This is a genomic window from Pseudomonas sp. (assembly GCF_032058845.1).
Taxonomy (GTDB): Bacteria; Pseudomonadota; Gammaproteobacteria; order Pseudomonadales; family Pseudomonadaceae; genus Aquipseudomonas.
The window spans coordinates 1-13,179 of sequence record NZ_DAMCCR010000111.1 but is presented as its reverse complement, the minus strand read 5'-3'; the positions used below and the strand labels follow the sequence as shown (position 1 = coordinate 13,179).

Genomic DNA, 13,179 nt, shown 5'->3' with positions numbered 1-13,179 from the left:
GGCCGTGCGCGTGATTCATGCCTGCGGCATGGTCGAGGCCATCGACGGCCTGCAGTTCTCCGAAGGCGCCGGGCGTGCCGGGCGCGAGGCGCTGCTGGCCGGCGCGCCGATCCTCTGCGACGCGCACATGGTGGCCGAAGGCATCACCCGTGCCCGGCTTCCGGCGAACAATGCCGTGATCTGCACCCTGCGCGACCCGCGTGTGCCAGACATGGCCAAGGCCGCCGGCAACACTCGCTCGGCGCTGGCACTGGAGTTCTGGCGCGAGCACCTGGAAGGCGCCGTGGTGGTGATCGGCAACGCGCCGACCGCGCTGTTCTACCTGCTGGAAATGATCGATGCCGGCGCGCCGAAACCTGCACTGATTCTCGGTTTCCCGGTCGGCTTCGTCGGTGCCGCCGAATCCAAGGCCATGCTCGCGGCCGACAGCCGCGGCGTGCCGTTCGTGATCATGCAAGGCCGCCTGGGCGGCAGCGCCATGGCCGCGGCGGCCGTCAACGCGCTGGCCACGGAGGTGGAGTGATGCAGCCGCGTGGACGCTTGCTGGGTCTGGGTGTCGGGCCGGGTGATCCAGAGCTGATTACCGTCAAGGCCCTGCGTCTGCTGCGTGAGGCACCGGTGGTGGCGTACTTCGTCGCCAAGGGCAAGCGCGGCAATGCCTTTGGCATCATCGAGGGGCACCTGCAGGCCGAGCAGACCCTGCTGCCGCTGGTTTACCCGGTGACCACCGAAGCGTTGCCGGCGCCGCTGTCGTACGAGCAGATCATCAGCGATTTCTACGACCAGGCCAGCGTGCACGTGGCCGAGCATCTGGACGCCGGGCGCGATGTGGCGGTGATCTGCGAAGGTGATCCGTTCTTCTATGGCTCGTACATGTACCTGCATGACCGTCTCGCCGAGCGCTACGAGGCGCAGGTGATTCCAGGCGTGTGCTCGATGCTCGGCGGCGCCTCGGTGCTGGGCGCGCCACTGGTGTATCGCAACCAGAGCCTGTCGGTGCTGTCCGGCGTGCTGCCGGCCGACGCGCTCAAGCGGCGTCTGGCCGATGCCGATGCGGCGGTGATCATGAAGCTGGGGCGCAACCTGCCCAAGGTCCGTGAGGTGCTGGTCGAGCTGAGCCTGGACAGGCGTGCGCTGTACGTCGAGCGCGCGACCATGGCCAACCAGCGCATCGTGCCGCTGGCCGAAGTCGATCCGCAGTCTTCGCCGTATTTCTCGCTGATCATCGTGCCGGGGGAAAAATGGCAGGGTTGAACCTCAAGGCGCCGGCCATCGTCGTGCTTGGCCCCGGCAGCCTGGCGACCGCGCGGCGGGTGCAGGCCTGTTACCCGCAGGCGCTGATCCATGGCTTGCGCGGTCGCGTGGAAGAGGTCGACGTACTCTACGACGCCTTCGGCGAGCACCTGCGCGGCTTGTATGCGCAGGAAACGCCGATCCTGGCCCTGTGCGCCGCCGGCATCGTGATCCGCAGCCTGGCCAGCGTGCTGGGCGAGAAAGAGGCCGAGCCACCGGTGCTGGCCCTGGCCGAAGACGGCAGTGCCGTGGTGCCACTGCTGGGCGGGCTCAGTGGGGTCAATCGCATCGCCCGGGAACTGGCGGCGCACTTGCAGGTGAGTGCGGCGATCACCACCAGCGGTGAACTGCGCTTCGGCACCTGCCTGCTCAACCCGCCGCACGGCTACGTGCTGGCGGACCTGGAGCAAGGCAAACGCTTCGTTTCCGATCTTCTGGCCGGTGAGCACCTGCGTATCGAAGGCACGGCACCCTGGCTCGACCGTCAGCAATTGCCGTGCAGCGACCAAGGCCGACGCACCCTGCATGTGGGCTGGCAGGCGCGTGCGGCCCACCGTGATGAGCTGCTCGTGCACAGCCGCTGCGTGCTGGTGGCAGTACCGGCTGGCAGCGCCGATCTGGCTACCCAGGTGCGCCAGGCGCTGCAGGCGGCCGGTGTCGCCGAACCGGCCCTGGCCTGCTTGCTGGTGGCTGAAGAGGCGATGGCAGAGGCCGCCGTGCAGGACGCTGCGAAGTCGCTGAACGTGCCGTTGCGCTTTGCGCCTGCGCCGCAGGGTGTTGACGCGATGGTGGCCGGCGCCCTGCCTGAGGCTGCGCGTCAGCGGCACGGCACGCTGGTGGTCGCGATAGCACCAGCGCCGCTGTCGGTCGAGCAGATTGGCCAGCGCCGTGGCCGGTTGTCGGTGATCGGCCTGGGGCCGGGCGCGGCTGACCTGATGGTGCCGGCCGTGAAAACCGCCCTGGCCAACGCCCATGACGTGCTCGGTTATGAAACCTACGTGCGCATGGCCGGCCCGTTCCGCGAGGAGCAACGCCTGCATTGCACTGACAACCGCGAAGAGCTGCAACGTGCGCGGCATGCGTTCGAGCTGGCCGCCGAAGGGCGTTCGGTGGTGGTGGTGTCATCGGGTGATCCGGGTGTGTTCGCCATGGCCGCTGCGGTCCTGGAAGCCTTGCATGAAGCCACCGAGCCGACCTGGCACCGCGTCGAGCTGGAAATCCTGCCCGGTGTGTCGGCCTCCCTGGCCACGGCCGCCTGGGCAGGGGCGCCGTTGGGGCATGACTTCTGCGTGATGTCCCTGTCGGACAATCTCAAGCCGTGGTCGATCATCGAAACCCGCCTGGACCTCGCTGCCCAGGCAGACCTGGTGCTGGCGTTCTACAACCCCATTTCCAGGTCGCGCCCGCACCAGCTGGGCCGGGCCCTGGAGGTGGTGCGTCGGCACCGCAGTGCGCAGACGCCAGTGGTGCTGGGGCGTGACGTAGGCCGACCAGGCGCGACCCTGAAGGTGGTGAGCCTGGGTGAGCTGCAGCCCGAGATGGTCGACATGCGCACCATGGTCCTGGTGGGCTCGTCCACAACGTGCACGTTCGACCGGGCTGATGGTCGTCAGTGGGTCTACACACCGCGCTGGTACCCCGGGCACGCTTGAAACCAGGGAAATCTTTCGAGCCGCCACTGCTGCCAAGGTCTCTCTAGAGTGAGCCTGCTCCCACGTCGGGGGCTCACTCTGAGGCCATCAGCCATGCAAGACATCGCCAAAACCGCAACGTCCGCTTCCGATTCAGCCGCGCTGATCGACACCGTCGTTACCACCTTCCGTGCCGGCATGACCGCGCAGAACCGCCAGGACGCGCAGAACAGCTTCCAGTTCGCGAGCTTGGCTGCGGCTGGCGAATACAGCCGCAAAGATCAACGCGAGCAATGGTTCTACCGGGTGATCGAGATCATGGGTAGCGCGGGCTGGAACGTGGTGCAGCGCAATTTCGAAAAGGAAACCTCGTCTTCGACCACCCTCACGGTGGGTGCGGTGGCGCTGCGCCTGTTCGGCGCCGTGGGCCGAGCCGCCCTGGGCGGGCCGATTGGTGATGCGCTCGGTGCCCTCGCCGCGCAAGCGTTCCAGGGCCTGAGCGTGATGACCAAGGACGTCGATGCCTTCCTGGCCAAGAACCGGAACTCGCTCAAAGGAATGACGGGCATTGCTGGCTGCGTCGAGGTAGACGGTACGTTGTACATGCTGATCAGCGCTGTGGATGCCAAGGCGCCCGATAACAACGTCGATGTGCTGGGCCTCAATGTCCAGCTGAAAGGGCACGAGTACTTCAAGGGTACGGCCGTGCTGACGTTGAACTCGAGCGTGCATGCCAGCGCCCGCGACTACATCGCCAGTGAGCTGGGCGATCACGCCGTGAAAAGCGTGCTCAGCATCAAGCTGCCCAAAGCATGAGCTCCGCTCCCTCTTCCCTTCATCGATTTCGCGCAGCGCCTCGGGTGCTGCGACGGAGGTGCACATGGATACTCCAGGCGCTGCCGTGGTCGGCAGCAGTGTCGTGTCGTTCCTGACCGGCATTCCCCAGGCCACTCGCGAGACGGTCATGCTGGCGCTGTTGATGGCCGAACACGAGACGGATCAAGCGTTCAGAGCCGGTCTGATCTCGGATTGGCTGGCCTACTATCGCAACAAGCTGAAATATTACGGGTGGGATGCCGTACCGCCCGAGGAGGCCCACTGGCCTGATCCAAAGCGCGTCACGTTGAAGGATCAGGCGCTGGAGGCCATTGGCGTGGCAGCGGGGGAGCGTCATGTCGAGCTGATGCGCCTGGCCTACGCCGGGCTGCGCGATACGCCGCCAGCATTGTTGCAGTTCGAGGACCTGGTGCGCGAGCGCGGCAGTTTTCGCTTGTTGCCCTGTGGCCCGGCCAAGGGCAATCGGATCGACATGGTGGTGTATCAAGAGGCGCTGACTGCGGAGCAGGTCACGGCGGGCTTTCTGTTCCGTGAGCGGCAGAAGATCAACGTCAAGGCGGAACTGGTGCGATTCAATACCCGGTTATTCGAGCAGACGTTCCGGGCCAAGGTGGTGACAGCGTTGGGCACCTTGCAGTACCGGCAAATCCGCGAGTTCCAGCTCAAGGCCGCCCAGCGCGGTTGAACGGGCCGATGCTTGCCGAGGCGCGTGTTCAGTTGCCCTCGGCCGGCACCGCGCGCTGCCCGGCCCAGTGCTGGATCAGCTCACGCAGTTGCGACAGCTCCACCGGCTTGGCCATGTGCCCATCCATCCCTGCCACCCGCGCACGCTCCTTGTGTTCGCTGAGGATGTGCGCCGTCAATGCCACCACCGGCGTGCGTGTGCGCTGGTTGGCGGTTTCCCAGGCCCGCAGTTGTTCGGTGGCCGAGAACCCATCGAGTACCGGCATTTCACAGTCCATCAGCACCAGGTCGTAGTGCTGCGCCTTCATGGCCTGCAACGCCTCATCACCGTTACTGGCGGTGTCTGGCTCGAGGTTGAGCTTGCCGAGCATGCCGCGGATCACCTTGGTGGAGATGCTGTTGTCTTCAGCGACCAGGATGCGGAAGTCACTGGGCAGCGCCACTGGCGCGCTGCTGCTTGAGGTGCTGATGTACCCAGACGAATCACGACCGCGCTGGGCCAGTTCTTCGGCCAGCGTGGTCTTGAGGGTATAGCCGGCCACCGGTTTGGCCAGGATGCGTTTGATGCCGGCGTTGCGCGCGATGATCTTGCTCGGGGCATTGCTGATGCCGGTCAGCATCACGACGAGGATGTCGTGATTGAGGCTCGGGTCTTCCTTGATCTTCGTGGCCAGTTGCATGCCCGTCATGCCGGGCATGTTCTGGTCGAGCAGAACCACGTCGAAATAGTCGCGCAGGTGCGCCTTGGTGCGCAGCAGGGCCAGCGCCTCCTTGCCCGACGGCACCGCACTGACGTTCATGCCCCAGGCGGTGCATTGCTGCACCAGCACCTTGCGGCAGGTGTCGTTGTCGTCCACTACCAGCACTCGCGCCTCACGCAAGGGGCCATCGAGGTCGGTGGCCGGTTGTTCCAGGCGGGCGGGGTCCAGGGGTAAGGTCAGCCATAGATTGTTGCCGAGCCCGGTACTGGTCTTGATCCCGAACTCGCCCTGCATCAGGCCGATCAGTTGCTTGGCGATGACCAGCCCCAGGTGTCCACCGAGCTTGTTGCTCGACAGGAACTGATGGCTGTGCAGCTCAGCCTGCAGCAGTGCTTCGCGCTCGGCAGGGGCCATGGGTTCGCCGCTGTCCTGCACCGTGATGCGCAACCGTGGGCGCTCCCCGCGCTGATCGAGCGCCGCAACCAGCAACACCTCGCCCTGCACGGTGTTTCTCAAGGCATTTTCCAGCAGGCTCGAAAGGGCCTGGCGCAGCCGCGTCGGGTCACCGCTGATCACCTGGGGCACCTGCGGATGCACGAAGCTGATCAGCTCGATGTTCTGCTGCTCGGCCTTGGCGCGGAAGATATTCAGGCAGTCTTCGATCAAGGCGGCCAGGTCGAACTGCACGTCGTCGAGTTCGATCTGGCGCGATTCGAGCTTGGAGATGTCGAGAATTTCGTTGATCAGGGTGAGCAGCTCATTGCCGGCGCTGTGGATGGTCTGAACATAGTCGCGCTGCTTGACCGACAACGGGGTGCCCAGCAGCAGCTCGGTCATGCCCAGCACGCCATTCATGGGCGTACGGATCTCATGGCTGATCTTGGCCAGGAACTCGGCCTTGGCGTTGATCTCGGCATCGCTGGCGGCCAGGGCGCGGCTGGCCCGCACGTTCTCGTCGCTGATCCGCCGCAGCCGCTCGCTGACGGCGAAGTTCAGCAGCACGCCACTGAGCACGGCAAGGCCCAGCAACAGGCTCAGCAGCCAGGGCGTGGGTGTGCGGGTCAGGCCGAGCAGTGCCGGCAGTACCACCAGGCCACCCACCGTGAAGATCAGCATGGCCAGGGTGAACGGCCGGGCCGGGCCATAGCCACGGTGCCAGTGGCACGCACCCACCAGCAGCATGGTGCTGCTGCTCACGGCCAGCAGGGCATAGGTGACCAGGTTCAGTGGCAGGGTGTCGACGAACAGCAACAGCAGCCCGCTGACCCCATTGATGATGATTTCCGCCTGGATCAGCCGGACCAGGCGCGGGGTGCCGCAGGCGGCGAAGTAATGCTGGGTGAAATACAGCCCGGTCATGCCAGCCAGGACCAGCGTCAAATAGGCTGCCGGGGTCTGCGCGCCGTGCCACAGCGGCCACCATGGCCCGCAGAGGTTGAGCAGAATCAGGGCACTGAGCAGCATCAGGGCGTGGTAGAGCCCGAGCGTCAGCGCGGTGATGGAACGGGCTTTGGCGAAACGCACCAGGTTGTGCAGGATCAGCATCAGCATGGCGCCGATCAACAGGCCGAACAGCAAGGGCAAACGCTGATCGGTGGCCGCCTCGGCAGCCGATTCCAGGCTGATCGCAGGGCGCAACTGATGGTCCGAGACCAGGCGCAGATAGACGTCCAGTGGCCGGTCGCTGGTCGGCAACGGCAAGACATGGTCACTGCCGCGCACCATTGGGCTGTTGCCCTCGGTTTGCGTGCCATAGTGCCACTGGTGCACCAGCTTGCCGCCATTGAGGGCGTACAGATCGAGACGGGAAAGGTCCGGGGCGAACAGCCGCAACACCCGCTGCTGCTCGCCGGGCTCCAGCCGGTAATACAGCCACAGCGCTTGATCGGGGGCGGCCGCATCCAGCTGTTCGAGGGGTTGCGGAGCGAACTGGGTCAGGTAGCGCGCCGAGCGCACGTCGCTCAGCTGCAGATTGGCCTGTTCATCGAGCAGCATCGACCAGCCAGCGCTTTCATTGGCCGAAGCCGCAGGCAGGCAGAGCGAGGTCAGCAGGCTGACGAACAGGACAATGGCAATCCGAAGCCGACGCAAGACGAAATCCCTTCCCAACGTTAATGCCGATTAGCCACTGCGCGTGGCACACCCGCTGCACGGCAAGGCCAGCAGTGGACCTGGCGGCAGGCGAACCCCGCGCAGCCCGAGCGCTGCGCGCAGTCGCTGCACAGGCTCAGTCGTGGTGCTCGCCACGCTCGCGAGCGATGGCGCGGTAGCCGATGTCGGTACGGTAGAAGCTTTCCTCCCAGCTCACCAGCGCGGCCAGACGATAGGCGTGTTCCTGTGCGTCTGCCACGGTCTTGCCCAGCGCGGTAGCGCACAGCACGCGACCCCCATTGGCAACCACCTGACCGTCCTTGAGCGCCGTACCGGCATGGAACACCTTGCCGTCGAGCTTGGCCGCCGCGCTCAGGCCGCTGATGGCCTGGCCCTTGGCGTAGTCGCCCGGATACCCACCCGCTGCCAGCACCACACCCAGGCTCGGCTGCGGATTCCACTGCGCCTCGACCTTGTCCAGCGCCTTGGCAAAGGCAGCTTCCACCAGCAGTACCAGGCTCGATTCCAGGCGCAGCATGATCGGCTGGGTTTCCGGGTCGCCGAAGCGGCAGTTGAATTCGATGACCTTGGGGTTGCCGGCCTTGTCGATCATCAGCCCGGCGTAGAGGAAGCCGGTGTAGACGTTGCCTTCCTCGGCCATGCCACGCACGGTGGGCCAGATCACCTGGTCCATCACGCGCTGGTGGACCTCGGCGGTGACCACTGGCGCAGGCGAGTAGGCGCCCATGCCCCCGGTGTTCGGCCCGGTGTCCTGGTTGCCGACGCGCTTGTGGTCCTGGCTGGTAGCCATGGGCAGCACGTTGTGGCCGTCGACCATGACGATGAAGCTGGCTTCCTCGCCGTCGAGGAACTCTTCGATGACCACCCGCGAACCGGCATCCCCAAAGGCGTTGCCGGCGAGCATGTCGCGCACCGCTTCTTCGGCTTCCTGCAGGGTCATGGCGACGATCACGCCTTTGCCCGCGGCCAGGCCGTCGGCCTTGATCACGATCGGCGCGCCTTTTTCCTGCAGGTAGGCCAGGGCCGGCTCGACCTCGGTGAAGTTCTGGTATTCGGCCGTCGGAATGCGGTGGCGGGCGAGGAAGTCCTTGGCGAACGCTTTCGAGCCTTCCAGCTGGGCAGCGCCTTTGGTAGGCCCGAAGCATTCCAGGTTGCGGCTGCGGAACAGATCGACCACGCCGAGTACCAGCGGCGCTTCCGGGCCGACGATTGTCAGTTGCACATGCTGCTCGGCAAAGTCGGCCAGTTGCTCAATGGCGGTCACGTCGATGGCCACGTTCTCGCACTTGGCCTCAGTCGCCGTACCGGCGTTGCCCGGCGCCACGAAGACTTTCTCGACGCGCGGATCCTGCGCCACTTTCCACGCCAGGGCGTGCTCACGCCCACCGCTACCAATGATCAAAACGTTCATGTCAAAACCTCGAGTTCGGTCCTGCGTGGGCATGGGCCTCACGCTGTAAAAGGTCGCAATGAGGCAGGTAGATGCAAGGCGGAACCGGGTTCGATGAGCGGAGTTGCCTCATGGCAATGAGCATCAGCGGACCCGGTTCCAACGCAGCAGATGCCTGCCTCAGTGCGGCCGGCCGGCGGAAATCAATGGCGGAAGTGGCGCATGTTGGTGAAGACCATGGCAATGCCGGCTTCGTCGGCAGCCGCAATCACTTCGGCATCGCGCATCGAACCGCCCGGCTGAATCACCGCACGAATCCCCACCTTGGCCGCATTGTCGATGCCGTCGCGGAACGGGAAGAACGCGTCCGAAGCCATTACCGACCCCTCGACCGGCAAGCCAGCGTGCTCAGCCTTGATCGCGGCGATGCGCGCCGAGTTCACCCGGCTCATCTGCCCGGCGCCGACGCCGATGGTCTGGCGGTTCTTCGCGTAGACGATGGCGTTGGACTTGACGAACTTGGCCACTTTCCAGGCGAACACCAGGTCATGGATTTCCTGCTCGCTCGGTGCACGCTGGGTGACCACTTTCAGGTCATCGGCGGTGATCATGCCGGTGTCGCGGCTCTGCACCAGCAGGCCACCGTTGACGCGCTTGAAGTCCCAGCCCAACGGACGCTCGGCGGCCCACTGGCCGCACTCGAGCAGGCGCACGTTCTGCTTGGCAGCCACCACGTCACGGGCAGCCTGGGAGATCGACGGGGCGATGATCACTTCGACGAACTGACGCTCGACTATCGCCTTGGCGGTTTCGCCATCCAGCTCGCGGTTGAAGGCGATGATGCCGCCGAAGGCCGATTCGCTGTCGGTGGCATAGGCCAGCTCGTAGGCCTGACGAATGCCGCCGTCTTCTTCCGGTACCACGGCCACACCGCACGGGTTGGCGTGCTTGACGATCACGCAGGCCGGCTTGACGAAGCTCTTGACGCATTCCAGCGCGGCGTCGGTGTCGGCCACGTTGTTGAACGACAGTTCCTTGCCTTGCAACTGGACGGCGGTGGAGATGCTCGCCTCGCCTTTTTTCGCTTCGACGTAGAACGCCGCGCTCTGGTGCGGGTTCTCGCCGTAGCGCATTTCTTGCGCTTTGACGAACTGGCTGTTGAAGGTGCGCGGGAATTCGCTGCGGTCTTCGGTGCCGAGGGTGTCACGGGATTGATCGATGGTGCCCAGGTAGTTGGCGATCATGCCGTCGTAGGCAGCGGTGTGCTCGAAGGCCTTGAGCATCAGGTCGAAACGCTGGGCGTAGGTCAGGCCACCGGCCTTGAGGCCTTCGAGGACGCTGGCATAGTCACCGGCGTTGACCACGATGGCCACGTCTTTGTGGTTTTTCGCCGCCGAACGGACCATGGTCGGGCCGCCGATGTCGATGTTCTCGATGGCGGTCGGCAGGTCGCAGCCTGGCTTGGCGATGGTGGCTTCGAAGGGGTAGAGGTTGACCGCGACCAGGTCGATCGGCTGGATGCCGTGCTCGGCCATGATGGCATCGTCGGTGCCGCGGCGGCCGAGAATACCGCCGTGAATTTTCGGGTGCAGGGTCTTGACCCGGCCGTCCATCATTTCAGCGAAGCCGGTGTAGTCGGCCACTTCCACCGCGTTGACGCCGTTGTCCTTGAGCAGCTTGTAGGTGCCGCCGGTGGACAGGATCTCGACCCCGAGCTGCTGCAGCTCACGGGCAAATTCGAGGATCCCGGTCTTGTCGGAGACACTGATCAGGGCGCGGCGAATCGGCAGGCGGGTAGTCTGGTCGGTCATTTCGGATTCCATAACGCGGTGGAGTCAGCAAAAAAGGCGTTCCTGGTCGGGAGCGCCTTTTCAGATTGGGGTTCGGAAATTAGAGCAGGTCGTACTGCTTGAGCTTCTTGCGCAGCGTGCCACGGTTGAGCCCGAGCATTTCACTGGCCTTGGTCTGGTTGCCCTTGACGTGGTTCATCACGCTTTCCAGCAACGGTGCCTCGACCTCCGAGAGCACCAGGTTGTACACATCCGTGACGGTGGCGCCTTCGAGGTGGGCGAAGTAGTTGTGCAGCGCCTTCTCGACGCTGTCGCGAAGGGTCTGGCCTTCTTCGCTCGGCGTATTCAGGTGCTGTTTCAGGTTGGCGTTATCGCTCACGGGCGTTGTTCCACTCACTAATGTCTCGGTCATCATCGTCATGCGGCCACCCCTTGTCCGTCCTCTGTCTCAAGGTGCTCTCGACACGTCTGCTGAAAGTACGCGGCAATGTCGTCGTGCTGTGCCTGCGTGTCTTGCAGCGCGTTGAACCGGGCGCGAAATTCCTTGCCGCCGGGTCGTGTCGCCAGATACCAGCCCACGTGTTTGCGGGCGATACGCACGCCCATGACCTCGCCATAAAAGGCGTGCAGGGCGCTCAGGTGCTCCAGCAGGGTGCGTTCAACTTCGTCCAGCGCTGGGGCCGGCAGGTGCTCGCCGGTGTCCAGGTAATGCGCGATCTCGCGAAAGATCCACGGTCGCCCTTGGGCGGCGCGGCCGATCAGCAGGCCGCTGGCGCCAGTGGCCAGCAGCACTTCACGCGCTTTCTCGGGCGAGGTGATATCGCCATTGGCGAACACCGGAATCGACACCGCCTGGCAGATCGCCGCGATGGTGTCGTACTCGGCTTCGCCCGTGTACAGGTCGGCCCGGGTACGGCCATGCACGGCAAGGGCCTGAATGCCGGCCTGTTCCGCGATCTTCGCCACGTTCAAGCCGTTCTTGTTCGCCCGGTCCCATCCGGTGCGAATCTTCAGCGTGACCGGGACATCCACGGCGTTGACGACCGCGTGAAGGATGTCCTCGACCAGCGCTTCATCTCTCAATAAAGCAGAGCCTGCCGCCTTGTTGCAGACTTTTTTCGCCGGGCAACCCATGTTGATGTCGATGATCTGCGCGCCGGCCTCGACGTTGGCCCGGGCCGCCGCGGCCAGCATCTGCGCGTCGCCACCGGCGATCTGTACCGAGCGCGGCTCGGGATCACCTTCATGGATACGGCGCAGACGCGACTTGCGGCTGTTCCACAGGCTCAAGTCGCTGGTGACCATCTCCGACACCACCATGCCCGCGCCCAGGCGTTGGCAAAGCGTACGGAAAGGCTGGTCGGTGACCCCGGCCATCGGCGCAAGGATCAGGTTGTTCTGCAGTGTGTATGGGCCGATGCGTACCGCCGACATAGGTGTTCCCTGTTGTGGGGCCGAATCATTGGAGTTCGAAAAAGGGTGGGCATGATACCCGCTCTCGGTGACTGGATAAAGATAGAGTTGGATAAAATCTGAGCAGTTTTCCGCAGGCTTCACGCGCTCAGGCAAGGGGGCCGAGCGGGGCTTGCGTGCGGATCTGGCCCGGCCGCGTGCCGCAGGCCGTCCACCACACGCCTCAAGACGGACGCTGCAGCGTTTCTACCTGCCGCTGGTCGCTGAGCGCCTGCCGCGTGCCCTGACGCCCGTCAGGTACCCGGCAGCACCGGCCTTGCGCCTGGCCAGGCAGTGATCCGCTCGGCCTGGCTCGGCTTGGCTCACCGACTGGCCGCTCAATCCGGCGAGCGGAAGCTCAGGCTGTAGTTCACGGCCTTGGGCCCCGGGTCGAGGATGTCCAGGGCGATGTGGATCGGTGTCTGGCTGGGCATGTCGCCGCGCCCGGCCAGTTCGCCCGACAGGTACTCGCTGGGCTTGAAGCGGCGGCTGGCGATCAATTGGCCGTTGAGGTCGGCAAAACGCAGTTCCAGCTGTGGGAACGGTTGGCTGAACGGGGCGCGGTTGTAGATGATCGCGTCGACGATCAGCGCGCCCTTGAAGTCCGGGTGGCTGCGCACCACCAGGTTGCTGCTCTTGATGCGCTGGATGTCGACGCGGGTCGGCACCGTGCAGCCCAGCATCGGGCAGAGCTGCTGGAACAGCGGCCGGTAGCGGTCTTGCCGGGCCATTTCGTCGAAGTGATAGGCCACATACTGGAAACCCAGCACACCCAGGGCCAGAAGGCAGGCCAGCGCCCACAGCAGGCGCCGCCCCCAGCGTGGGGCCGGGCGTTCCCAACCCAGCTGCAGCGGATCGTCGACCACATCGATCAGCGGCTCCTTGCGTGCTGCGCGGGTAGTGCGTGGGCCGAGGCTGGGTTCCAGGCGTTCGTCGGGTTGCACGTCGGTGTCGTGCAGCGAGTCGTCGTCATCCTGCGCCGACAGGCGCTCGCGCAAGGGCGCATCGTCCAGGGCGCTGAGGCTGCCGAGGGCGGGCGCGTCATCCTCGTGCAGGGCCTGGCCCAGGCGCGGCTCATGGACCGGCGCGTCGTCCTCCGCATCAGGGTCGAAGCGCAGCGTCGGTTCGCTGCGCAGGTCTTCATCCTGCGTCTCGACCTGTGCGGGCTCGACCAGTGTCGGCACTGGCGCGAACGGCACGGGGGGTTCCTCGACAGGGCCGCGGTCAGCGGTGCCGAAGGGCTCGTGCGTGCCCTCGTCCATGCTGTGATCGTCGCGCCGGGCGTGCAG

11 protein-coding genes are annotated in these 13,179 nt (G+C 65.1%); 5 read left to right on the top strand and 6 right to left on the bottom strand.

The window, feature by feature from the left end; genetic code table 11:
- The 5 genes from RT028_RS17390 to RT028_RS17370 all read left to right on the top strand — a co-directional run.
- Positions 1–523, top strand: a 523-nt coding sequence (locus tag RT028_RS17390; RefSeq protein ID WP_312936348.1) for a precorrin-8X methylmutase, incomplete at its 5' end; no start/stop codon positions are given.
- The gene (locus tag RT028_RS17385; protein ID WP_312936347.1) at positions 523–1,254 is read left to right on the top strand and encodes a precorrin-2 C(20)-methyltransferase; all 732 of its coding nucleotides are present in this window, start codon (positions 523–525) and stop codon (positions 1,252–1,254) included. The genes RT028_RS17390 and RT028_RS17385, both read left to right, overlap by 1 nt.
- Positions 1,242–2,945, top strand: a complete 1,704-nt coding sequence (cobJ, locus tag RT028_RS17380; RefSeq protein ID WP_312936346.1) for a precorrin-3B C(17)-methyltransferase — start codon at positions 1,242–1,244, stop codon at positions 2,943–2,945. The genes RT028_RS17385 and cobJ overlap by 13 nt, the downstream gene beginning before the upstream one ends.
- A gap of 93 nt (positions 2,946–3,038) precedes the next feature.
- Positions 3,039–3,740: a hypothetical protein gene (locus tag RT028_RS17375; RefSeq protein ID WP_312936345.1), complete on the top strand. Its 702-nt coding sequence runs from the start codon at positions 3,039–3,041 to the stop codon at positions 3,738–3,740.
- A gap of 64 nt (positions 3,741–3,804) precedes the next feature.
- Positions 3,805–4,446: a hypothetical protein gene (locus RT028_RS17370; RefSeq protein WP_312936344.1), complete on the top strand. Its 642-nt coding sequence runs from the start codon at positions 3,805–3,807 to the stop codon at positions 4,444–4,446.
- A 28-nt stretch (positions 4,447–4,474) separates the two neighbouring features.
- Here the strand turns inward: RT028_RS17370 and RT028_RS17365 are convergent, their stop codons facing one another.
- From RT028_RS17365 to RT028_RS17340, 6 genes are all read right to left on the bottom strand, one after another.
- The gene (locus RT028_RS17365) at positions 4,475–7,237 is read right to left on the bottom strand and encodes a response regulator (RefSeq protein WP_312936343.1); all 2,763 of its coding nucleotides are present in this window, start codon (positions 7,235–7,237) and stop codon (positions 4,475–4,477) included.
- A 136-nt stretch (positions 7,238–7,373) separates the two neighbouring features.
- Entirely contained in the window at positions 7,374–8,669 is a 1,296-nt protein-coding gene (purD, locus tag RT028_RS17360; protein WP_312936342.1) for a phosphoribosylamine--glycine ligase, read from the bottom strand.
- A gap of 182 nt (positions 8,670–8,851) precedes the next feature.
- Positions 8,852–10,459, bottom strand: coding sequence for a bifunctional phosphoribosylaminoimidazolecarboxamide formyltransferase/IMP cyclohydrolase (gene purH, locus RT028_RS17355; RefSeq protein WP_312936341.1), 1,608 nt, complete (start codon positions 10,457–10,459; stop codon positions 8,852–8,854).
- 79 nt (positions 10,460–10,538) lie between these two features.
- On the bottom strand, positions 10,539–10,859 hold the full coding sequence (fis, locus tag RT028_RS17350; RefSeq protein WP_029614158.1) for a DNA-binding transcriptional regulator Fis: 321 nt from the start codon (positions 10,857–10,859) through the stop codon (positions 10,539–10,541).
- Positions 10,856–11,872 (bottom strand): tRNA dihydrouridine synthase DusB, encoded by a 1,017-nt coding sequence (dusB, locus tag RT028_RS17345; protein WP_312936349.1) that lies wholly within the window; start codon positions 11,870–11,872, stop codon positions 10,856–10,858. Before dusB ends, fis begins: the two co-directional genes overlap by 4 nt.
- A 356-nt stretch (positions 11,873–12,228) precedes the next feature.
- Positions 12,229–13,179: DUF3426 domain-containing protein (locus tag RT028_RS17340; RefSeq protein ID WP_312936340.1), on the bottom strand; the 951-nt coding region annotated here is incomplete at its 5' end.

Bases quoted from the DNA above. Each gene is read 5' to 3' on its own strand.
- RT028_RS17385 (WP_312936347.1), top strand. From the start codon at position 523: ATGCAGCCGCGTGGACGCTTGCTGGGTCTGGGTGTCGGGCCGGGTGAT.
- cobJ (WP_312936346.1), top strand. From the start codon at position 1,242: ATGGCAGGGTTGAACCTCAAGGCGCCGGCCATCGTCGTGCTTGGCCCC.
- RT028_RS17375 (WP_312936345.1), top strand. From the start codon at position 3,039: ATGCAAGACATCGCCAAAACCGCAACGTCCGCTTCCGATTCAGCCGCG.
- RT028_RS17370 (WP_312936344.1), top strand. From the start codon at position 3,805: ATGGATACTCCAGGCGCTGCCGTGGTCGGCAGCAGTGTCGTGTCGTTC.
- purD (WP_312936342.1), bottom strand. From the start codon at position 8,669: ATGAACGTTTTGATCATTGGTAGCGGTGGGCGTGAGCACGCCCTGGCG.
- purH (WP_312936341.1), bottom strand. From the start codon at position 10,459: ATGACCGACCAGACTACCCGCCTGCCGATTCGCCGCGCCCTGATCAGT.
- fis (WP_029614158.1), bottom strand. From the start codon at position 10,859: ATGACGATGATGACCGAGACATTAGTGAGTGGAACAACGCCCGTGAGC.
- dusB (WP_312936349.1), bottom strand. From the start codon at position 11,872: ATGTCGGCGGTACGCATCGGCCCATACACACTGCAGAACAACCTGATC.